Origin of the sequence: Pedobacter punctiformis, assembly GCF_027213715.1 — a bacterium.
In the GTDB taxonomy this organism is placed as follows: Bacteria; Bacteroidota; Bacteroidia; order Sphingobacteriales; family Sphingobacteriaceae; genus Pedobacter; species Pedobacter punctiformis.
On the sequence record NZ_JAPWGM010000004.1, the window covers coordinates 118,974 to 141,392 of the forward strand.

Genomic DNA, 22,419 nt, shown 5'->3' on the forward strand with positions numbered 1-22,419 from the left:
CCTTTTGTTAAAGTGTTGCTGTTATCGCTTTTGAAATATTCTGTAACTCCTTTGAAGAAGTCATGTTTGTTAGTTTATTTACTTTTAAGCGTAATATTTTATTGTTTTTCCTGACTATAATCATCAGAAAATTTTCATTGTCAGTGTGTAAAAATGCCTGGTCACCGGGCTCATTTAACTTTTTTAACCCGGGCATATTTTCATTTTGTTTTAAAATGCTGGTATATGTCTTTTGTGCAGAAGTTATATTTTTAAACTCTTCAAGCAGATAATATAAATTACTTATTTTAGAGCCGGTGATATTTGTAGTATAGGTACATCTGAATTTTGTAATTCCATTTTTGCTTTCAGAAGAATTTTCAGTCAGTTTTGCAGATTGTCCTAAAATTTTTTCGGCATCAGCTTGAGTAATACAAACGTTTTGTTTTACTATTTTCTCCTGACTTGTTAAGTTAAGATTTTGCCTGATATTGTCATTATCGGATTGATAACAGGTGAAAAATGCCAATAATATATTCAAAGAAAAATATATGATCGTATTCATATCATTTAATATTTTAATTAGACCTGTTATCCCTGATTCTTTCTATTATTTTATTTTTTCGCTTTTTTTATTGCATCAAGATATTTTTTCTTAACCCCATTATCTTCCTCAGCTTCAGATAATTTTTCCAAAACAGGCATCAGTTTTATATTACGACTCGTTTTTAATTTTAGTATCTCGCCAAGAGCCAAAGCTGTTGCCCAGCGAACAACAGTTCCGTTATGAACCGCGTTTTCAAGCAAATTGGTGGTTGCAGAATCAAGTTTGTCAGAATATTTACTGGAAATATTTGCAATAACTTTTGCACTTTCCCATTTTATTCGTGGTTCATCTTCTTTCAAAGCTTTAGTTACAAAAAAGAAAACCGTTTCATCTGCGAGATTTGGATTTTTCTTCGTTGCGTATTCAATAGCTTCGATACAAGTTGCTCTGTTTGTTGCATTTTGTGTTTCAGCAAAGGCCAGTAATTCATCACTTGGTAAAGTGTTTTCCAATAACCACTCACCAATTTGGGCTACTTTTGCCTTTGCTTTTACTGATTTATCCTTAAATAATTCTTCGATGGTCATTATTTCTCGTTTAAGCGTTTTTTAGAATTTAATTTTAGTTTATACAAAATATACATTACAAATGAATAATCGAAAATAGAAGGCACAAAAAAAGCATCCTGTGATCAATAGGATGCTTTAAATTTTTTAAGAGTTTCTAAAAACTATTTTGCCAATGCAGCTAAAACAGCATTGTTTTTAGCTAATTGATCGTTTTTAGGTTGTGCAGAGCGACTTCCTAATTCGATATTAGTTGCTCTTTTTAAGAAATCTACTTCCTGATGAGCAAAGTTTTTATTTCTTCTGTCTTTTCTTTTTAATCTGGTAACTGCCATGGTAATAACCTTTTATTATATTTTATTTGTACAAATGGAGGTCGAGAGCGGATTCGAACCGCTGTAGAAGGTTTTGCAGACCTCTGCCTAGCCACTCGGCCACTCGACCTGATAAATTCAAGGCTGCAAAAATAGCAATTATTACTTAGCTAACAAATATATTGAGCTTAATTTTGAATTATATTCGATGTTATTTGCTATCTCTCACTATTTCAGTACAAAAAATTGCAGCACTGACTGCAACATTTAAAGATTCTGCCTGGCCAATTCTTGGAATGGTAACCGGATAACTGATTTTTTTTATAATTTCTTCTGTAATTCCTTTTCCCTCATTACCTAAAATAACCAATCCTTCTCTCTTCCACTTGGTTTTGTAAATAGATTCTCCGTCAAGCAAAGCCCCATAAACCGGTATTTTAACTTCATCAAGTAAAGAAGAAAGATTTTCGTAATAGACGTTTACTCGTGCAAGCGAGCCCATGGTGGCTTGAACAGTTTTTGGATTATAAGCTTCAACAGTATCCTCAGAACAGATAATATTTTTAAAACCAAACCAGTCAGCTGTCCTGATTATAGTACCCATATTTCCCGGATCCTGTACTCCATCCAGCACAAGTGTAAACTGGCCATCCAAATCTTTAATGTTTAACTTTTTGTTTTCCTGAAACTTCACCAGCGCTAAAAAGCCCTGTGGAGTTTGTAATGTACTAATCTTCGCTAACTCAGCGTTGTTTACTTCAAATAAGTTTATATTTGCAGCCAGTTTGGGTAACAAATTGTGTTGTTCACTGCTGTAAAATATAGAGTGGATCTGGTAGCTTGATTGTATAAATTCTTTTATAGATTTTATGCCTTCAACAATAAACAACCCATTTTCACGGCGATATTTTTTTTGATGTAACGATTTAATAAAACTAATCTGAGATTTTGAAAGCATACAAATACTTAATAAATTTTAAACTGAAAAGCCCTGCAATATTACTTATAATTATTGTTTTAATGCAGGCTTGTTCATCAACTAAATATATTGCAGACTACCAGGCTATTGTTAAAAAAGTTACGATAGATAGTGTTGATTCAAAATTTAAAGAGCAGGCTTATAACTATGTTCAAAAGGACATCAGGCCAACTTCTCCTTACAGCATTAACGTTCCACTGTATAATTTATTCAATACTAAGGATGGCCGTTATAAAACCAATAACATTAAACCTTTTGGAACACCACCTGCTATTTTAGACAGTACACTGGTTGAGATTTCGCGTAATCAAATTCAAAAATTTCTTAGGGGAAAAGGATATTTTAAGGCAAAAGTTACTTCAGATATTAAGGTAAAAGATAAAAAGGCAGAAATTAAATTTAAGGCTGATCCGGGACCTGCTTCTTTTATCAGCCATATTACCGATTCTATTTCTAATCAAAATATTAAGAATATTTACGAAACCAATAAACCTGGATTAACGCATTTACACAAAGGAATGCAATTTGATACGGATTCGTTAACTTATGAAAGGGAACAGATTTATAAGATTATGAAGGAAAATGGTTATTTCTATTTTCTACGGCCTTATGTGAATTTTGATGTTATTGAAACAGCAAATGTGAGCGATGTTAATTTGCGGTTAAATATAACCAACCCGCCAACAAAAGATGGACACAGGCAATATAATATTGGTTACACACACATGATTATTGCTCCAAATCCGGACGGTTTCCCTGATTCGGTTCGTACAAAATTGAGTAAGGATACTGTAAATGGGATTATTTTTACCGATTTTTCTAAACGTTACAGAAAAAACCCGATTGTGCGTTACGACTATTTGAAACAGGGCGAATTGTACGACATCAGAAAGGAAAATTTAACCTACGACCGTTTATACGAACTGAACATTTTTAAAAATGTTAAGATCGATTATTTTAACCGCGATAGTACTTCAAATAAAATTAACCCGATTATTCTTTTAACACCTCAAAAGGTAATGAGCAACCGCATTGAGGGAGAGGTTCCTTTTAATGGTGGTACCGTAGGTTTTAACTTAAGTAATACCTATACCAATAACAACCTTTTTAGAGGGGCAGAGCGGTTTGAATTACAGGTTAAAGGCGGTTTGCAATCCCGCATAGGAGATGGAGCAAAGCCATTCAAAGACATTTATCAGCGTGATTTCTCCATCAGTGCGAGTATAACGGTGCCAAGGTTGCTTATCCCATTTTACAACCCTGTTTTGGGGGCTAATGGAATGCCGCATACAACTTTTTCATCCAGTTACATTTACGCATTACAAAAGGATGTTTCGGTAAGACGGATTTTTATTAACTCCATTACCTATGACTGGGTTGAAACAAAATCTAAACTGCATTCCTTTACACCTTTAAATTTTGAGTATAGATTTGGAAATCTGGACCCAAAAATTCCGGAAGAAATTCTCCTCAACAACTTATACTATGGCCTCTTGTTAAATAGAAAAGATTTAACCTTGGGAATGAAATATGCCTATACCTTAAACGCCAATAAACTAAATGACCTGAGGAGTTTTATATATTTTAGAGGTAATATTGATATAGCAGGAAACCTTTTACAAGGCATATCCAGCTTAACGGGTGCCAAACATGATGCTGCAAATGGAGATTATGCCAAAATTTTAGGTTTACCATTTAATCAATATGTGCGTCCGGAAATAGATATACGCTGGTATAAACATTTAGGTGAATCAAATCAATTTGTTGCCAGACTAAGCGCCGGTATTGGATATGCCTACGGAAATTCGGAAGAAAGAGGAATTCCATTTGAAAAATTATTTTTTGCAGGTGGTTCAAGTGGAATAAGGGCATGGCAGGCCAGAACCTTAGGTCCGGGTAATTATAACCGTGCTGTAATTGCTACTGAAGCCGGAAGAAAAGCCTTGTTTGGATTGGATCAATTGGGAGAGATGAAAATTGAAACCAATTTTGAGTATCGCTATACTTTATTGAAGAAGTTTTTTGGAGGTGTTTTAAAAGGAGCTGCTTTTGTTGATATGGGAAATGTTTGGAACATTAATGGAAAAAGTACATTAAGTGGTGGTATAAGTGAGGAAGTGAAACAGGCAACTTTATTTAAATTAAGTAAACTGGCGCAGCAAGCCGCGATAGGAACGGGTATGGGCTTTAGATATGATGTACAATATTTCGTATTTAGATTCGATATTGGCTTAAAACTTAAGGACCCACAGTTCTCGGGTTCTGATCAATGGGTGGTTAGTAAATTTCTATCTGGAGGACGGGCCTTTAAAGACGCATATAGCTTAACCAATGGTCCGGATACTTACCGTTTTATTCAGTATAACTTTGGTATAGGAATGCCTTTTTAATCAAAAAGGCTTAATGGCTTAGGCTTATTTTCGATATGCTTAAATTGAAATTCTTTGTAGGGCCGCCATCTTTTATCCATGTATTTGTATACGGAGAAGTTATTGATTGTAAAAGTTCTTTTAAATTGCTTTTCCTGATATTCATTCATAATAGATTCAAATGTTTCAGGCTTAACATCTTTAAAAGCAATGGTTAAGTGTGGCGTAAACTTAAAATTATTTTTCTCTGGTAATAAAGCCAATGGTTTAAGTTCTTTTTTAATCTGGCCCTGAAGTTTCATAATTTCATCATTCTTCTCTACATCGATATAAATGGTATGTGGAGCAAATGCACTAAAATTCTTTAAAACCTGTTCAAAGGTATTCATAAAACAAGCCCGTTCTAAAGCATCAAAGAACTTCTGTTCCTGTAAAGCTGAAGATAATTTTACAGGATTGTAAAGCGTAATATGTGCTGGCCTTTTTAAAGATTCGTGAACATTATACTTTGCAGAAATGTCATTTCTGATGAGATCGATATCCTCTACTATACTTACTGGTGGGATAATACAAACTAAAAATAAATTTTCCATAGACTAAAATTACTAAAAATATTAGTAATTAATAGGCGTTTATGAAAAAAATAATTCCTTATGTCAGTCCTCAAAAAAGATTTTTTAATCCATCAAACGTACTTTCAAAAAACGTAGAAAGATTTAAGCCGTTACTGTGATTAAAGTAAATAAATATGACGAATACAATTGCCACAAATATGATGAGTTTCCTGAAAGCAAAGGCAATTAAGATCAGTACGATAGGAATAATGAAGAGCCATAAACTATTAATGGTGTAAGGGCTTAAATCAGTATCTTTTTTATACACGTAAACAAGCTTGCTGTGCGTACCTGTATCGTTTTGATGTTTGAGGTAAACAAATGTAGAACGTTCAATAGGAAGCGGTAATACTGCTACACCATCATTAAATTTTAAGCTTTGCGTAAAACCACTTACACTAAAGGTATAAATACCGTTAATGTTTTCGTTTGGCTTATTTAAAGAGTCGGCGGCAATAATGGCCAGTTTATTATTTTTAAGCAAATTTTCTTTAACAAGAAAATTATTAATGGCTGCGGTTTGGGCAAAGCCAAAAAAGCTGATTAAGCTGAGAGAAAAGAAAATAAATAGTCGTTTCATTCTATAGAACGTTTGTTGTAAATTAAATAGCCAATGTGCAATAATACACCATTTCTTTTAACTGCATCATTATATAAATTATAACTTAAGCTTACAGGGCCTACTGGCGTGTGATAAACCAAGCCGGTGGTGCCTGCATAACGTATTTTACTAATTGCCTTTGCATAATCAACATCCTGAAAATTATTGAGTTCGAATTCTTTATGCGGCAGGAAAAGATATCCTTCCAACCTGAAATCCAGATTCTTTTTTAAGCTATAAATATTTTTCACACCCCCGGCAATATAGGTAGTTGCTCTAAATTTATCCAGAAATAATGAACGGCTGTCTTGAAGTGGATAAAATGCCGGAGACATGAGTAAGCTAGAGTAATAATTTTTAAACAATGGCTGATTGGAGATTACACCTTCAATTAAATAGCCAAATGTATAATTTTTAAGGTGCAGGAAATAATTTTCCTGAGTTAATTTGATGCTTCCCCAATGTCTGATCTGCTGTTCTGGTAAGCCTTTGATAAATCCCGGCGTATTTCTGAAAATATTACCGGGGTTATAATTTTCACGTCCGGTGGTGTAATTAAAACTCAAAGAGAAACTTTGACCTCTGGTTGCATATTGCTTTCTGTTGAGTGAGTTCTTCTCTAAATTTAAGGAACCTTTAAAGCCATTAAAAATCGTTTGGTCTAAAATATCACCCACTGCAAACGTATTATTCGGACTGTAACGGTCATTATTATTGATGAACGTAGAGTGTAATACAATTTTAGTGTTGTGGTTTAGCGGCATACCTATCATCAAATCAATTTTACGATCAGATTGTTCGATGTAAATAGGGCGGGGGTTTTCAATAAAAATTTGACTGGTGTTGTAAAAATTCCAGTGATTATAAGTTAATTCTGCTGCTAAAAAGAGGGGTAAACGGGTAGGGTAATCTACACGGCCATTAATTTGTACGGATTCATAAAAGCGGCCAGAATAAAAACTGGTACCGAAAGTATACGCCTTTCTGTTTAAATAGTTGTATTCGGCACCTAAAAAAACATTGCTGATTGGCCTGGTGGAGATATTCCCGCCTAAATCAAGCTTGAAACTTCTTTTCGGTTTGGCAATTACTTCAAAGGTATAACTATCTGTTGCAGCCTGATAAGATATTCTGGGATAAATGGTTTCAAAAGTTTGATCGGCAACCAATTTATAATAACCACGCTTAATATCCTGAAGATTGAAAGTTGTTTTATCGCTTTTAAAAAGCCGTTCAACATATTTTTTCTGATCGTTGTTAACCCCCGATACCGTTACATTGCTAAATAGAAGGTCTGGTTTTTTGGCATTAAACTGTGCCCGTTTCTTTTCCAATTCCTCATCGCTTACTCTGTTGCTGATTAAAGCCTTAATTTTAGGCATATTAGCCATGGTTGCTTCGTAACCTTTTTGAATGAGCTCTTTTACCGGTGAGAAGTTAGAAACACTGTAATCGCCTACCTCCGGTTGAATGTAAACCCCATTTTTACCAATCATAGTAGAATCAGACTTAGATAAAAACATGAACACCAAAAAGCGGTTCATCAGTCTGTCATCTATATTTTTAGGGTATTCGTTATACGTTTTAGAGGATACATTGGCTCCAATAATATAATCCGGCTTAAATTCTTTGGTCATTACATCCACCGGGAAATTATTGTAGAGCCCACCATCAAAAACATATTTGTTATCCAGCTTAATCGGGCGATAAATAACCGGAACCGTCATGGTTGCCCTAACTGCTTCGGCTAAACTGCCTTTGCTTACAGTAATGCTTTCTTGCGACAATACATCGGCTACCATACACCTGTAAGGAATGAAAAGGTTATTAAAATTATCTTTTGAAACCGCAGATGCCTGAGAGAAAAGCTCCAGAAAGGCAAAATTTAGTGGAATATCATTAATCAGGTTAGACCTGAAACTGAAGTGAAACCCGGTATCAATGGCAACTTTAGCGGTAAGCATAGAAGCATTAGGTGCGTTTTTTTGAAAGAAAAAAGTGTAATCGCTTGTGTAACGGCCATTTACCCAGTTTTGAAAATCGTTGCTCAAAGCAATTTTTTCTATTTGTGCCGGAGAATAACCCGAAGCATACATGGCACCAACAATGCCTCCCATTGAGGTTCCGGTAATATAATCTATCGGGATATGGTTTTCTTCCAGTGCTTTTAGCGTACCAATATGCGCCAAACCTTTTGCACCACCGCCACTAAAAACAAGACCTACCTTTTGCGCATGTAACTGGATACAGCACAGGAAAAGAAGCATCAGCAAAAAACATCTAAAAGTAAGCACCCCTAAAAATAAGGTTTTACTTTTAAAGTTTAGTTCAATATAAAGATGTTATATGTTAAAAATGATGCAAAAGTTACCCAAAGGATGTATGGAATGAAAAGTAAACCTGCCCATTTATCAATTTTGTAAAATACATAGGCATTTATAAGAATTACCAGTAATAACAGAATAATTTCTGCCAGTGCAAAACCAATTTCGTGCAGATAGAAAAATATAAACGACCAGCTTAAATTTAAAACCAACTGAATCAGATAAATGGCAACAGTTCGGGGAAAGTGAACAATTTTATCTCTTTTCATCCAAACCAAATAGGCTGCAATACCGATCAGGATATAAATTGTTGTCCAGGCGTATGGAAATACCCAGTTTGGCGGGTTAAATGATGGCTTGTTAAGGATTGGATACCAGGTTTTTACAGATTGTGCCGTTGCCCAGCCGCCCAATGCACCAATTCCAAGGGTTAGGGCAATGCTAAGGATAAGCGCTAAAGGTTTAAATTTCATTTTGCTAATTTGACTTTAAACAATAATAAAACCTAAAAGTTTTACCTAACGGCCAATTCCCGGTACTACCGGTAAACTTTCATTATCTTCTGATCCAACACTTTGAACGGCAAATAAATAATTGTCTTTACTATAAGGCAAACGCAATTCTGTAGCCGTTGTATAAAACTTTTTCTGCCAAACCGGACTGCTTGTTTCGCGCATAAGCACATAATAACCTTTATTTATACCTGCTGCGGGTGCTTTCCAATATAAAAAAGTAGAGTTGCTCAAATTTTTAACATCAACTTTTACCTCTTGTGGGGTAGCGGGCGCCTTAGCTAAATTGGCCAGCACTGAAATGTTTACTGCAGTATTTTTCCTCAGGTATTCAAAGTCCATATACTCTATTAAATCGCCATATTTAATGCCGTTTTCTGTTCTTAAGTCCTGATGCTGATGTTCGAAATTTTCGTTCATTTCAGTAATTCTAACTGCAGTAAAGCCATTTTCAACAAAAGGAGTATGGTCTCCACCACGTAAAAAACGATCGTTTCTGTAAATTAATTTTACCTCCAGCTGATCTACATAACGTTCGCCAATTTCTTTTACATAACGAGCCAGCTGTCTGCTTTTTCCATCATTCTCTAAACCAAACTGCCTGATGTTTTTTGCATTTTTATCTAAATCCAAAGCTGGCAAACCTTCGCTAAAAACCCGGAGTTTGGTGTTGTCTATAACCTGGGTTTCACTGCTGTTGTTGCTGCCAATCATGTCGTTATTAAGCATTGCTTCAATTTCCCAGCCTTCTTTCTTTGCTTTTCCGGCCATAAAACCAGATCCCAATAGCGATTGTTCTTCGCCACTTACGGCAACAAAAATTACTGTTGCAGGAAATTTATATTGACTCATAATTCTTGCTGCTTCAATTACTCCAGCAACGCCGCTTCCATCATCGTTGGCACCCGGCGCATCACTAATGCGGTTCATTACATCGGTAACCCGGCTATCTAAATGCCCGCTGACTACAAAAACACGTTTATCATTGGGGTCGGTACCCTTTAAAACCGCTACTGCATTACCTAATAAAGTGGGTGCATCAACTCTTTTTCCATCCGCTTTAATGGTCACCGTATCTAAAAAGGCTGAAAGACGACCATCACTTTGTTTTGCAAACTGGCTAAACTTACTTACCACCCAGTTTCTTGCTGCGCCAATGCCATTTTTCTTGCTTTTTTGATCACTCAGTGTATTTCTGGTACCAAAAGAAACCATTTTGGTGATGTAAGATTTTAGGGAATCTGCGTTAACCGCTTTTACCATTTTTTCAATGTCTGTATGCCGTTTAACAATAGTTTGGGCATTTGATACTAAACTAAAACAGGTAAACAATAAAAGAATGCAGCATTTTTTCATATGGAATCAAATTGAAAGGCTAATGTATTAAATGATTGGTGATTACTATTAGTGTAGGGCTGTAACAATTTGAACATAAAAACCTTTTAATTGAAAGGGATCAGCCATTTGGCATAAATGTACATTTGATCAGGATGTATTTATATTAAAGAATTACAACCCTTTAGTGAATCTCTCCTTTGTTTATGCAACTTAGACTAAGCAAACGTTTGCGCTAAGTTTGTTATTATTTAGTTTCCAACCTGTTTCGATTTTTAATCAAGTGCTTAATTTGTAGTGATTTATTTTGATGTTTGGCCATAGGCGTAGGTAAGTTTACCTAAAAAAACAAAAAAGTAAGAATATGGAAACATTAAAAACAAAATTCTTCTTGTTATGCCATAATAAATTGTATCCATAAGCTTAATGTTATATGTGCGGTTTTCTCTGTTGGCTCTGTTTTTAGGCAAACGTTTGCGTTAAAAAAAATAAAAATCGGGTTTGTTTAATTTTTAACTTGGATTAATAATAGGGCAAAGAAGTATATTTTTTTGCTGATAGGACTTAATAAAATATTGCTTTTAACCAGGTATAATAACAACGAAACTACCTCTGACCAGGGTAGATTTTAAAAACAAATAAAGATTTTCTTTTCTGCTGCAACAGTTAGAGATCAAAACATAAACCATCAACTTAAACCAAAACCAATGAATAAAAAATTTACTCCCTATTACAAAGAATAACAACATCCTAAAAAATACCCAGGTATTTTAATTTTTTAAGCAAGCTTAATAAAAAATATACCCTTAACTAAGGTATAGTTGAGCAAGAAAAGCAGGAGAATTGAAATGCCTTCACTCCCGGGTTTTTTAACAAACAAACAAAAAGCTTTTAAACTTATAAATAGTTATAAAAACAGACACTAACCTTTAAACCAAATTCTATGTTCAAAAAATTTACTTCTTTTTCTATGGCATTGGTGTGCCCAAAAATCTCAAACAGACATAATTGGCCCCGAAAGTTTTAACAGATCAATTATTCCTTATTAATAAAACTTAATTAAACTAATAAAAATGGTTAAAATCATTAAAGGTATTTTTTGTGCCTTGTTGTTATCTATTTTTGGTTTCTCAGTCGTTCAGGCTAAAACTCTTGTTGGGAAAGATTTTAAAATTAATCTTTATAACAGGGTGTGTAAAGGAGGTGACCTGATAAAGGTAAAGAATCAAACACTTGCTATTGATACAAATAAGAAGCAAAAAACAGCAAAAGATTCTACATTAAAAGTTGCTGGCGAAAAAGATACTTTAGGCCGAAATATAAGGCTAAACAGGCTTTTTAAGGGTAATAAAGACTCATTATCTGTTGGAATATCCAGAGCGATACCAAATTTATCTTTACAGCAGATGCTTAAAGGTAATATTGCCGGATTATATGTTCAGGAAACCACCGGAGAACCCGGTACGGAACAAAGCATGATTATTCAGGGTACATCCTCCCCAATTTTTAATAAGAGAGATATTTATAACGTACAACCTGTTGTATATATTAATGGGATTCCTTTAGTTCAGGATAATCCCTTTGCTTATGATGTTCAGAAATACGATTACAACAGAATCGGACCTGCAACCAATCTATTATCTTCCATAGATATAGATAACATAGCTTCGATTGAAGTTATAAAAGATCCGGTTTCATTGGCCAAACTTGGTCCAAATGCCGCTAATGGAGCAATTTGGATTACCACCAGGGCTGCAAAGAGCGGAACAAGAGAAATTAGTGTTAATTCTTACTTCGGGATGGTACAAGCCAGTAATGTAAGTACGGTTAATGGTGTATTTGAAAACAACTTCAGAAAGCCTTTTTATCAAAAATATGCTACCGCTGACAACTATGCCAATTATGCTTCTTACTTAAAAGATTCTACCAACACCGATTACTTTGGGAAATCTAACTGGAATGATTCATATTATAAAACCAATCCGACTTACTCCGTAGATTTAGGTATTTCCGGAGGTTCTGATCGTGCAAATTTTAGATTTTTTGGTTCAGGAACAAAGAGCGCAGGCAATGCCGATGCAACTTCTTTAACCCGTTATAATGCTTCGTTTGCTATTAATATGGCACCATTTGATTGGGTAACGGTTTCAAGTTTTATTAATGCATCGAGGTTGGACAGGGCTAGAAACAGAAGTTTGAGAGATCGTTTTGCTGAGGTTAGGTATTTACCGGATCTTGTAAATCCACTTTCGCCAAATAAAGACAATTATCAAACTTTTTTAGATGAGTATGATAAAGTGGTTGATGATAACCGTAACAATCTGGTAAACGGATCGCTATCTCTAAATTTTAAATTAACACCGAGGTTAAATTTTGTTACCAGTTTATTATTTGATTATAATGAAGGTATCCGTGATGCATTTTTTCCTTCTACTTTGATGGAGAAAGTAAATTATGTATCTAATTATTTTGGTTATAACCAGCGTTTTGGACTTAATAATGTATTGACTTATAAATATGATTTAAATAAGGATCATAAATTTCAATTTGGCTTAGGGCAAACCACTCAGGGCGATACCTATAAATACAATTACGCCAGAGCTTATAACGGGCCTAATGATTTTATTAAAATAAATGTAGTTAGTGGAAACTCGAATGCAGGTTATGATAAAAATGGTAATATTATTTACTTAAATACTTTAGCAGAAAAGGCTTCTGGTTTTTATGTGTTCAGGTATACGGATAAAATGAAAAACGGTTTAGTGTCGTTTCATGCATCGGCTAAATATGAATATAAAGACTTATTAACTTTTGCAGGTATCATCAGAAGAGATGGATCGTCTAACGGGCAACCAGATAGCAGATGGATTACTACTCCTGCGGTTAGTGCTGAATGGAACCTTAAAAATCAATTCCTTAAAAACAACAATTTCTTCAATTCGTTAACTGCGGGTGTATCCTGGGGGCGAAGTGCTAAAATTTTTACAGATGACAGATTTGGTGCAGGCCCGCAATACCGGGTAGAGTATGGCTGGAATGAAGAACCTACTATTCCAACTTTTGGTGCTGCAATGGGGGTTTCAAGACCTTATAATACAGGTTGGGTTGGCTACGGAATCACATTGCCTTACTCAGACAGATTTAACTTTACCCTTGCATCATCTTTATTTCGCGGAAGAATAGACGCTGCTGTTTCACTTTATAACAGAGATGATAAAAATCAGTTGTTAAACTTACCTGTTGCGGCCGAGAGTGGTTATGCAAGCATTTACAAAAATGGGATGTGGATTAATAACAAAGGTGCAGATGTGCTGATTAGTGCTCAAGTTTTAACTAATGAAAATAAATTAAGCTGGTCTTCAACTTTAAACTTTGGCTTTAACAAAAATACCCTTAAAGCTTTACCTGATAATTTAAATTCATTGGTTATCGGTGATAATAAATTAACCGTTGGCCACTCAGTAGGTTCGTATTGGCTTTACAGCAATGCAGGTATTTATAATTCGGATGCTGAAGTTCCGGTGAATCCTGCAAACAATAAAAAACTTGCATTTAATGGTATTGCTTTAAAAGCAGGTGATCCGAAATGGGTTGATTATAATGGCGATTATAATGTAACAGATGCGGATAAAGTTATGAAAGGAGATCGTTTACCTAAACTTACAGGAGGCTGGGGTAACACCTTTAACTATGGTAATTTCACTTTAAATTTTAACTTCTTCTTTGCTCTGGGCCAAAAAGCAATCAACCAGTTTGATGCTTCGAGATATGATTTTGCAAACCGCGAAACGGCAAGTGATATTAACTCAATAAAAGAAATCACAACCTGGCAAACCAGTGATAATATTAAAACTTATCCGATATATAATACCTGGAGTAATGTTGTTCCGTATCGCGTAGATCAGGATTTATTTTTGGAAAATGCTTCTTATGTAAAATTAAGATCATTAACATTTGGTTATGATCTGTCAAAAGCACGTTTCCTTTCAAAATCAAAGCTTGGCTTTAGAAAAGCATACGTATACGTAACCGGAAGTAATTTATTTACAATCACCAATTTTTCAGGTACAGATCCGGAGTTAATCAACTACAATGGTACTTATGATGGAACAAGTTTGCCTATAGCCAGAACCTTTACAGTAGGGTTTAAAGTTGATTTATAAAATTAATTGATAGAAAAATATAATATGATATCATTATTAAATATGGGTGCTAAATTAAATAAGTTTTTAATAGCGCTATTATTAATTATTGTAGTTTCCGGTAACTATTCCTGTAAAAAAGTCATAGATATTGAGTCTTCACGTTTATCGGACGAAACAACACAATGGACTAAACTGGAAGATGCGAAAGCCGGATTGATTGGTATTTATGCGTTAATGCGTACTGCAATGGTAGCCGATAATACGCACTGGCTGATTGGAGATTTAAGACAGGGCGATTTTGCATCTACAAGCCGTCCCGATTTAAAATCGATTGTAGATGGTCAGTTAAATGCATCTTATCCACTTTTAACCAGGGTTACCAACTGGAGAAGATTTTACTCTGTGGTTAACGCGGCAAGTTTGTTTATTGAACGTTCAGGTGAAATTTTACCATTGGATAAACGCTATACAACGGTAAATCATGATGTAGATATTGCACAGGCAAGAGCTTTAAGGGCGTTTGCTTATTTTTATATGACTAGAATCTGGGGCGATGTTCCTTTATTAACCTCTTCTCACGATGGTGATTTTGAACAACACGCACGAACCAGCCAGGCTAAGGTTTTAGCATTTGCAACTTCCGAATTACTTTTGGCAGCTAAAGTTTTACCATTTCGTTATGGCGGTACAGATGCTCAGCTTCCGGGGCTTTATTATGGTGCTCCATGGCCTACCTGGAATGGTGTTTTATTTACCAAACTGGCAGCTTATGCAATTCTGGCACACATTTCTGCATGGCAAAGCAACTACTTTGATACAGAGGTTTATACTAAATTCATCGTTGATAATTACACCAAATTAAATGGTGACGGAAGTTTTGGTATTCGCTATATTGATATGGATGCCTTAACCGAAAATAATAATGGTTACAGTCCATTTGCATTTAAAAGAGCTACGCAGGTTGTTGGTTTTGGTTTCGAATATGGTAATGGCGAGGCAACAGCCAACGGTCACCTGGAGCAATTAACCTTGGCCAGTCCGTTAATATCAAAGGCTACACCTGAAATTTATGTACCAAAAGACACTATCCGTAAAGTATTTACCGATCCTGGTGACCTTCGCTTTAGCATAGACCCACTTACAAAGTTATACCGTACTAACTATTTCCTTAACTACAGTACTGAAAAACCAATGTTCAGTAAAATTAAGGTTGTTGCAGATGCCAGAACCAGTGGAGACTTTGCCTTATTTACTTCTGCCGTTTTATTTACCCGTTTAGAGGAATTAACCTTATTAAGAGCAGAGGCTTTGGCTGTGTTGGGACAGAGAAACGAGGCTATTGATAATTTAAACCGTGCGACAAACCTTAGAGGAATTATTCCTTATGGCTCAACATCATCAAAAGACCTGATTGATGCCATTTTTGAGGAAAGACGCAGAGAGTTAATGGGAGAGGGCTGGAGATGGTTTGATCAGGTTAGGTATAACAAGATTAAGCGTAATAATGCTGCATTTAACACATTGATAGACAGAAATGGAATTTATTGGCCGGTATCTAAAGATGTAATTAATGCCAATCCAAGTGTTACACAAAATGGCTACTGGAACTAAGTTTATAATGAATAATCAATTGATAATAGAAATACAGATGAAAAATAAAATAAATAAGCTTTTGTTTTCGCCTCTTGTAATGCTGTTTGTTTTTTGTTTGGGCATAACAGCCTGCAAAAAAGATTCGGCCTACCATGATTATGAAAATACCATTAAAGAATTTGACGGTACAGCCTTAAAATACCTTCAGGATCAAAAAAATACTTACGATTCGATGTTATTTGTTTTAGACAGAGTACCTGATTTAAAAGATTCTTTAGCAAATGATAAGCTTACCCTGTTTGCGGTAACTAATCAAAGTTTTCAGGTGGCGATAAAAAACTTAAACATTGAGCGTAAAGCACAAAATAAAACACCGATGTATTTAAAAGACGCTAATGTAGCACAGCTGGATACATTGCTTAGCCGGTATATGGTTAAAGGGATTCGCAGCACTGAAGATTATAAACCTTTTACGGATGGTGTAACCTTAAAAAGTATGAAATACAATTACCAAATGCATGTTCAATACAAAAAACTGGATGCGTCAGGTTTTGTTGAAGGCGGCCCGCAATCAATTATTTATAGCGATCCCAAGAATTCTATTTTTCAAAAATACTGGGAAAACGCAACGACTAATGCAGTAAATATTAAAACAAAAAATGCCATAATCAATGTTCTGGCACCTAGTCACGATTTTGGCTTTAATGAATTTGTAAAAAGAATTAATCAATAAGGTTTAATAAAATGGATAATAAAAGATATTTATCATTATTTGGTGTATTGCTTTTTGGTTTTGCCTTCGCAATTACAGCCTGTAAAAAGAATTTGCCTGATGCCCGCCTTTCTTTGGGCTCCGATTCTCAGTTCACAACAACCGTTTATAAACCTGTATTGGGTAGAAATACTTTATTCTCGAATAATTTTAATGCAGCGAGTTCAAGCTTACCACTTAGCTTTAAAATTATTAATATGCGCAGGTTTAACGGTGATCCTGCTCCCGAGCTGACCGAAAACTTCCCGGTTACTGTATGGAAGCAATCGTATTTGGGTGACGAAAAATCACTGGCAGAGATTGAAGCGAAGCGTACTACTGAAAACCACCCTCTTTTTGAAATAAGAGAACACTCAGGTCAGTTTTTAATGTGGGCAAAAGCAAAATCTGATTTTGTCAGGGCACAACCTGATTCGGGATATGTTTTCGATGTGGAAATGACCAACTCAGGTGGAAGAAGGTATTTCAAAAACTTTAAGCTTCAACCTTATAAAGAGCGTCCTTACGAGCTTTCGGCAGCTGATCCTATTACCGGACAAATTAGTTCTGGTTACATTTTTCCAGGCATTTTCAACAACATACGGGGTGAGCGTACCAACAGGTATTTATCTCCTGTGGAAGTACAGGTTTTAACCAGAAAAGTAAATGATACAGGAAATTCTTTAACCTTTAAGTTTGTGGATAGTCTTTACAATCCGATTGATCCGAACAAATTTGCGGCTACGCAATGGCCAACAGTTGTACATGGCTTTGATATGGTTAAAACTAATGAGGCGGTTAGCTATAAAGTGGCCTATCCTGTTCCTTTAGCAGCTTACCCAACAATATATACTGATGGTAGCGGACAAGCGGCCAGAGCTGTATTTAGATATGACAGACAAGGCTTTGGAAATGTAAAGGAATCGGCACAGCTGGGCCTCTATTTTCAGCTGTTCGAGAAAGGGGATTGGGAAATTACCTTCTGGTTTAGAACGGAGCGCCCCAAATTCACAAATGACTAATTAATACATCTGTTTTAAGAAAATATAAGTATCTGATATGAGGTATCTTTACATAATAAGTTTTTTGTTCCTGCTGTTTTGTACAAACGAAAAATTAATGGCTCAACAAAAGAAAATAATAGTTAAAGGAACTGTTATTGATAAAGGAGACAAAAATGATGGAACACTGCCAAGCGTGAGTATTCTTTCAGGCGATCCTTTAAAACCCATTGGTATGACTGATGGCAATGGAAATTTCTCTGTAAGCGTAGATGAGAATGCAACATTGGTTTTTAAATACATTGGCTACGTAACCCACAAAGTTGAGGTTAAGGGCAGAACAAAAATAACTATTTCCCTAAACCCTGATAATAACCAGTTAAAAGAGGTTTCAATTGCCGGATATGTATCCAAAACAAAAGAAACTTCGGTAGGATCAAGTATAATTATTTCGGGTAAAGAGTTGCAGGATGTTCCGGTTGCAAATATTACAGATTTACTTCAGGGTAAAGTTGCCGGTTTAAATATTCAGCAAAATACTGGTTCGCCGGGTATCAGGGGATCTATAGCCATCCGTGGACTTTCTAACCTGACCATTTCCGGCTCTGGTAACGAAGCCTTTTTAACGCCAACAACGCCACTCTTTGTTGTGGATGGTATTCCGGTTGATGATAATTCAAGTTATCAATACGGTTTCCAGCAGGCTGGTCCCGGAATTAGCCCGATATCCTTAATTCCTCAGGAAGATATTGCGAATATGGAGGTTTTGAAAGATGCGTCAGCAACTTCGCTGTACGGTTCGAGAGGAGCTTACGGAGTAATTTTAATTACCACGAAAAGAGGAAATTCAAAAATTCCGGTAATCCGTTACAGCGGTAAGTTTTTCGTTAGTGCGGTGCCGAAACTTCGTTCAGTAATTGGTGGAAAGGGTGAAAGACTTCTTCGTATTGATCAAATTATGACCAGCGATTCCAGCTATTATCACGCTTTAGGTTTAGTAAACGGTACAGAATTTTTGTCAGATAGTTTAAATGCCTACTACAACAATTCAACCGACTGGCAATCTTATTTTTACAAAACGACCTATAATCAAACCCATAACTTAGATATATCGGGTGGTGATCAGACATTTAACTATAAAGCTAATTTAGGATACTTTGATCAAAGCGGTATTCAGCAAAATACAGGTTTTAACCGCTACAACCTGAATATGAATATGCAGTACCAGCCCAATTCAAAATTTAAATTATACGCCGGAATAAACAATTCATTAGGCAAGCAGCAAAAGGGTAGTGGGAATGGTTTAATTAATAATGGTGTTGCTGAGGGCGGGGCATCATCGTCACTGCTTCCGGCTCCATCTCAGTTTACTTCTGTAAATTCGGTTTTAAGTGCCATTCAAACTGATAACGATAATAAAACGGTTAATGTAAACAGTACGGTAGAATTGCAGTATGAGTTTGTTAAGGGATTAAGATTGACCTCAAATTTTAACTATACTTATAATACAGCAACTGAAGATAATTTTTTACCAGCTGCTATTAATAATAATGTGCCCTCACTGTTTACTTACAACAGTGTGAAAAATACGGTGTATAACAGGAATTTACTGGCATATGTATACAGCATTAAAGATAAAAGCGGTGAGGATGCTCATAATTTCAACGCCTACGTTTTTACGGAAATTAACAGTGCCAACTATAAAGCTGATGCAATAAAAAGTAATAAGGGGGTAAATGACCACATCCGCGGCCCTATTATTGGAGTTGATAACTATGTTACTTCGCTCGGAGGTACATTAAATGATTTTTATCAGTCTAGATCTGTTGCCCTTGCCGGTAACTTCTCTTACAACTATAAACAAAAATATGTACTGGATCTTTCTTACCGTTTTGATGGAAATTCGACCAACGGGCCAGATGCAGGTTATACTAAAAGTCCATCAGTTGGGGTAAGGTGGAACTTCAATAAAGAAGAGTTTTTATCAAAACTTAACTGGCTTGAATATGGATCGTTAAGGTTAAGTTACGGTAGTAATATTGTGCCAAACGGAACCATTTATGATGTTTATGGTAAATATGTCTCTGGTAATCTTTATAACGGTAAGCCCACAGTAAATCTTGATACTGCCCGCTTACCCAACACAAATTTACAACCTACAAAAAATACAACTTTAAATGCGGGTTTTGATTTGGCCTTATTTAACAACAGAATCAGTTTAACTTTTGATACTTACTATAAACAAGTAGATAATATTTTCCGCACAAAAGACCTTTCTAATACAAACTCTTTTAAAAGCGTTACAACAAATGAAGCAAGTATGGTTAACTATGGTTACGAAGCCAATGTAACCGCCAGACCATTGCCGAGCAGCAGTAAAGTAAACTGGACAATATCTGCAAATATCGCCATTAACCACGATGTGTTAACGCATTTACCCGATGGTGTACGGCAATTTATCTATGTGGATGCAACAACAGGACAATCCATTTTATACAGGGTTGGATTAAACTCGCTTTCGAACTTTATTTATAATACTAAAGGTGTTTACTCTACTATTGGCGATGTTCCGGTTGATCCTTTAACAGGTTTGAGGTATAGAATTGGTGGAAATGGTGTTTTAAACTACTTTCAGGCAGGAGATCCGCGATTTACCGATTTAAACGGCGATTACGTTTTGGATAACCAGGATTTAGTGGTGGCAGGTAACTCACAGCCACAAATTACCGGTGGTATTTCAACTTTTATCCAATACAAAAGCTTTTCATTTAGTGCCCAAGGTTCTTTTACCTTGAAAAGAGATATTTTGAATAATGCCTTAGCTTCTCAATTCCAAATCTTTAATAATCCTACTGCTATTGATAAAAATGGAAACAGGATTTTACCTCAGGGATTGGTGCCTTTAAGTTTATATAACTATTGGCTGGCTTCAGGTGATAATGCTACCTATCCAAACCCTTATGATTTTACAAGAAGTAAAATTGTAGATCCATTCCGTTTTGCCCAAACATTGTTTCAGGAAGATGGATCTTACTTTAAATTAAATCAGGTTACATTAAGTTATTTAATCAACCAGAAATTTACAAAACGATATGGTGTTAACCGCTTAAATGTATCTCTTACTGCAAGTAATGTATTTATGATTTCAAACTACTCAGGACCAAGTGCAGAAAATGTGAGTGCACTGGGGCGGGACAGCTCAGGTGGTTATCCAAATCCAAGAACATACACCTTTGGACTTAACGTAGAATTTTAATTTTCAGAACTATAATTATGAAACAATTTAAATATATCTTTCTTATTGTTGGTTTGTCAATATCAACCATAAGCTGTAAAAAATTTCTAAACATAGTACCAACTGATAATTTATCTGGAAATAACTTTTGGCAAACCAGAAAGGATGTTGAAGGCTTTACCAATGGTTTATATAGAATTTTAAGAACAAAAACAGCACAAAGTGGAGGTTTCTTCCCTGTAGCTGATATACGTTGTACGCCTTTAAACTCTGTAACAGGTAATCTTTTTATTTCTCAGTTGAGCACCAATAACTTAAGGGGTTTAGTAGCTAGTAACCAACAATGGACAAGCGGTTATAATTTTCAAAATATGACCTACTGGGTTAGCTTTTACGATATTATACAAGGGGCCAATATTTTATATGCCCAGGTAGATAAAGTTCCCGATCCTTCATTATCCGAAACAGATAAGAAACGTTATAAGGCCGAGGCCGTTTTTATGCGTAACCTGGCTTACTTTTTTATTGTGCGTTTATATGGTGATGTGCCTTATTATACCAATGCATACAATGAAGAACCCTTACCAAGAACACCGATGCTTACGGTATTAAATAACTGTATTGCAGATATGAATGCAGTTAAAGCAGATTTGCCATGGACTTATTCAGATCCTTCTTTAGTAGGTGTAAGAGCCATGCGTGGTGGTGCAATTGCACTTTTAATGCACATGAATATGTGGGCTGCCGGCTTTGACGAAGTCAATAAAACAAAGTATTATACTGAAGTTAAAAATTTAGGCGCCGAAATAACCAGTACGAACGATTATAGTTTATTGCCATTAACTGAAGACAGCAACAAACAGTTATTTAAGGGACGCACTAAGGAAAGTTTGTTCGAAATTCTTCAAAATGCAAACTATGGCGAAAAATTTTCTACACAGGCTTCTTTTTGGAATTTAGTGAGCCATTACCCACTTAAAGGAGCCATTACCAATACAAATAGCCTGGCCTACTACGATAAAAAATTCATGGATCAAATTTACTCAGATGGTTTACCTGATTTAAGAAAAGATATTTGGTTTGAAAACAGATCAGCTTCAAATGGTACTTTCCAGTTTAAAAAATTTGCCAATGTATATGTGTCTGGTACAGAAGTTTTAAATGATGATGATATTATTGTTTTCCGTTTGTCGGATGCATTATTATTAACAGCTGAAGCAGAAGCGGAACTGGGAGAAGAGGCAGAGGCAAAAAGATATGTTAATATGGTTAGACAAAGAGCTAAAGCAACTGATATTACTTCAAGCGGTAATGATTTGAAGGATGATATTTATTTTGAAAGAGTAAGAGAACTTATGGGAGAAGGTCATTATTACTATGATCTTGTAAGAACTAAGAAAATTTTGGATTCTAAATATTGCTATCGTGTAATGACAGTGAGTGATTATAACGCGAGAGCCTGGACCTGGCCTATTGATCCGTCAGCATTGCTGAATAACCCTAACATGACTTTAAACAATTTCTGGAGATAACCTGATTAACTAAAAAGATGAA

At 35.4% G+C, this 22,419-nt stretch carries 16 protein-coding genes and 1 tRNA gene; 7 read left to right on the forward strand and 10 right to left on the reverse strand.

Annotation, left to right across the window (positions count from 1 at the left end):
• Positions 1–7: 7 nt before the first annotated feature.
• The 5 genes from O0955_RS12590 to O0955_RS12610 all read right to left on the reverse strand — a co-directional run bounded on the left by O0955_RS12590 (position 8) and on the right by O0955_RS12610 (position 2,364).
• Complete coding sequence (locus O0955_RS12590) at positions 8–544, reverse strand: hypothetical protein (RefSeq protein WP_269427900.1); 537 nt, start codon at positions 542–544, stop codon at positions 8–10.
• A 50-nt stretch (positions 545–594) separates the two neighbouring features.
• A complete protein-coding gene (locus O0955_RS12595; protein WP_269427901.1) occupies positions 595–1,113 on the reverse strand; it encodes a hypothetical protein in 519 nt (172 codons plus the stop codon).
• Between the two features lie 143 nt (positions 1,114–1,256).
• Positions 1,257–1,427: a spore protein gene (locus tag O0955_RS12600; RefSeq protein WP_131538159.1), complete on the reverse strand. Its 171-nt coding sequence runs from the start codon at positions 1,425–1,427 to the stop codon at positions 1,257–1,259.
• A 35-nt stretch (positions 1,428–1,462) separates the two neighbouring features.
• Positions 1,463–1,536 (reverse strand) — tRNA-Cys (locus tag O0955_RS12605).
• Positions 1,537–1,617: 81 nt separating this feature from the next.
• On the reverse strand, positions 1,618–2,364 hold the full coding sequence (locus O0955_RS12610; RefSeq protein WP_269427902.1) for a TrmH family RNA methyltransferase: 747 nt from the start codon (positions 2,362–2,364) through the stop codon (positions 1,618–1,620).
• Here O0955_RS12610 and tamL point away from each other — a divergent pair.
• Positions 2,355–4,775: a translocation and assembly module lipoprotein TamL gene (gene tamL, locus O0955_RS12615; protein WP_487362612.1), complete on the forward strand. Its 2,421-nt coding sequence runs from the start codon at positions 2,355–2,357 to the stop codon at positions 4,773–4,775. The two genes, O0955_RS12610 and tamL, sit on opposite strands and share 10 nt — an antisense overlap.
• Here the strand turns inward: tamL and O0955_RS12620 are convergent.
• The 5 genes from O0955_RS12620 to O0955_RS12640 form a co-directional block, all read right to left on the reverse strand.
• Complete coding sequence (locus O0955_RS12620) at positions 4,772–5,347, reverse strand: 2'-5' RNA ligase family protein (protein WP_269427904.1); 576 nt, start codon at positions 5,345–5,347, stop codon at positions 4,772–4,774. The genes tamL and O0955_RS12620 overlap by 4 nt on opposite strands.
• 70 nt (positions 5,348–5,417) lie before the next feature.
• On the reverse strand, positions 5,418–5,948 hold the full coding sequence (locus O0955_RS12625; protein ID WP_269427905.1) for a hypothetical protein: 531 nt from the start codon (positions 5,946–5,948) through the stop codon (positions 5,418–5,420).
• The gene (locus tag O0955_RS12630; RefSeq protein WP_269427906.1) at positions 5,945–8,263 is read right to left on the reverse strand and encodes a patatin-like phospholipase family protein; all 2,319 of its coding nucleotides are present in this window, start codon (positions 8,261–8,263) and stop codon (positions 5,945–5,947) included. Before O0955_RS12630 ends, O0955_RS12625 begins: the two co-directional genes overlap by 4 nt.
• A 29-nt stretch (positions 8,264–8,292) precedes the next feature.
• Complete coding sequence (locus tag O0955_RS12635) at positions 8,293–8,766, reverse strand: TspO/MBR family protein (protein WP_269427907.1); 474 nt, start codon at positions 8,764–8,766, stop codon at positions 8,293–8,295.
• Between the two features lie 45 nt (positions 8,767–8,811).
• Positions 8,812–10,068, reverse strand: a complete 1,257-nt coding sequence (locus O0955_RS12640) for a M20/M25/M40 family metallo-hydrolase (RefSeq protein WP_269427908.1) — start codon at positions 10,066–10,068, stop codon at positions 8,812–8,814.
• Positions 10,069–11,213: 1,145 nt separating this feature from the next.
• Here O0955_RS12640 and O0955_RS12645 point away from each other — a divergent pair.
• From O0955_RS12645 to O0955_RS12670, 6 genes are all read left to right on the forward strand, one after another.
• On the forward strand, positions 11,214–14,303 hold the full coding sequence (locus O0955_RS12645) for a SusC/RagA family TonB-linked outer membrane protein (protein WP_269427909.1): 3,090 nt from the start codon (positions 11,214–11,216) through the stop codon (positions 14,301–14,303).
• A gap of 24 nt (positions 14,304–14,327) precedes the next feature.
• On the forward strand, positions 14,328–15,896 hold the full coding sequence (locus O0955_RS12650; RefSeq protein WP_269427910.1) for a RagB/SusD family nutrient uptake outer membrane protein: 1,569 nt from the start codon (positions 14,328–14,330) through the stop codon (positions 15,894–15,896).
• A gap of 37 nt (positions 15,897–15,933) precedes the next feature.
• On the forward strand, positions 15,934–16,611 hold the full coding sequence (locus tag O0955_RS12655; RefSeq protein ID WP_269427911.1) for a hypothetical protein: 678 nt from the start codon (positions 15,934–15,936) through the stop codon (positions 16,609–16,611).
• Positions 16,612–16,622: 11 nt separating this feature from the next.
• Positions 16,623–17,651, forward strand: coding sequence for a DUF5007 domain-containing protein (locus tag O0955_RS12660; protein WP_269427912.1), 1,029 nt, complete (start codon positions 16,623–16,625; stop codon positions 17,649–17,651).
• 97 nt (positions 17,652–17,748) lie between these two features.
• The gene (locus O0955_RS12665; protein ID WP_269427913.1) at positions 17,749–20,886 is read left to right on the forward strand and encodes a SusC/RagA family TonB-linked outer membrane protein; all 3,138 of its coding nucleotides are present in this window, start codon (positions 17,749–17,751) and stop codon (positions 20,884–20,886) included.
• 17 nt (positions 20,887–20,903) lie between these two features.
• A complete protein-coding gene (locus O0955_RS12670) occupies positions 20,904–22,397 on the forward strand; it encodes a RagB/SusD family nutrient uptake outer membrane protein (protein WP_269427914.1) in 1,494 nt (497 codons plus the stop codon).
• Positions 22,398–22,419 lie beyond the last annotated feature (22 nt).

Coding starts and splice junctions, on each gene's coding strand:
- O0955_RS12590 (WP_269427900.1), bottom strand. CDS start 544: ATGAATACGATCATATATTTTTCTTTGAATATATTATTGGCATTTTTC.
- O0955_RS12595 (WP_269427901.1), bottom strand. CDS start 1,113: ATGACCATCGAAGAATTATTTAAGGATAAATCAGTAAAAGCAAAGGCA.
- O0955_RS12600 (WP_131538159.1), bottom strand. CDS start 1,427: ATGGCAGTTACCAGATTAAAAAGAAAAGACAGAAGAAATAAAAACTTT.
- O0955_RS12610 (WP_269427902.1), bottom strand. CDS start 2,364: ATGCTTTCAAAATCTCAGATTAGTTTTATTAAATCGTTACATCAAAAA.
- O0955_RS12620 (WP_269427904.1), bottom strand. CDS start 5,347: ATGGAAAATTTATTTTTAGTTTGTATTATCCCACCAGTAAGTATAGTA.
- O0955_RS12625 (WP_269427905.1), bottom strand. CDS start 5,948: ATGAAACGACTATTTATTTTCTTTTCTCTCAGCTTAATCAGCTTTTTT.
- O0955_RS12635 (WP_269427907.1), bottom strand. CDS start 8,766: ATGAAATTTAAACCTTTAGCGCTTATCCTTAGCATTGCCCTAACCCTT.
- O0955_RS12640 (WP_269427908.1), bottom strand. CDS start 10,068: ATGGTAAAAGCGGTTAACGCAGATTCCCTAAAATCTTACATCACCAAA.
- O0955_RS12645 (WP_269427909.1), top strand. CDS start 11,214: ATGGTTAAAATCATTAAAGGTATTTTTTGTGCCTTGTTGTTATCTATT.
- O0955_RS12650 (WP_269427910.1), top strand. CDS start 14,328: ATGATATCATTATTAAATATGGGTGCTAAATTAAATAAGTTTTTAATA.
- O0955_RS12655 (WP_269427911.1), top strand. CDS start 15,934: ATGAAAAATAAAATAAATAAGCTTTTGTTTTCGCCTCTTGTAATGCTG.
- O0955_RS12660 (WP_269427912.1), top strand. CDS start 16,623: ATGGATAATAAAAGATATTTATCATTATTTGGTGTATTGCTTTTTGGT.
- O0955_RS12665 (WP_269427913.1), top strand. CDS start 17,749: ATGGCTCAACAAAAGAAAATAATAGTTAAAGGAACTGTTATTGATAAA.
- O0955_RS12670 (WP_269427914.1), top strand. CDS start 20,904: ATGAAACAATTTAAATATATCTTTCTTATTGTTGGTTTGTCAATATCA.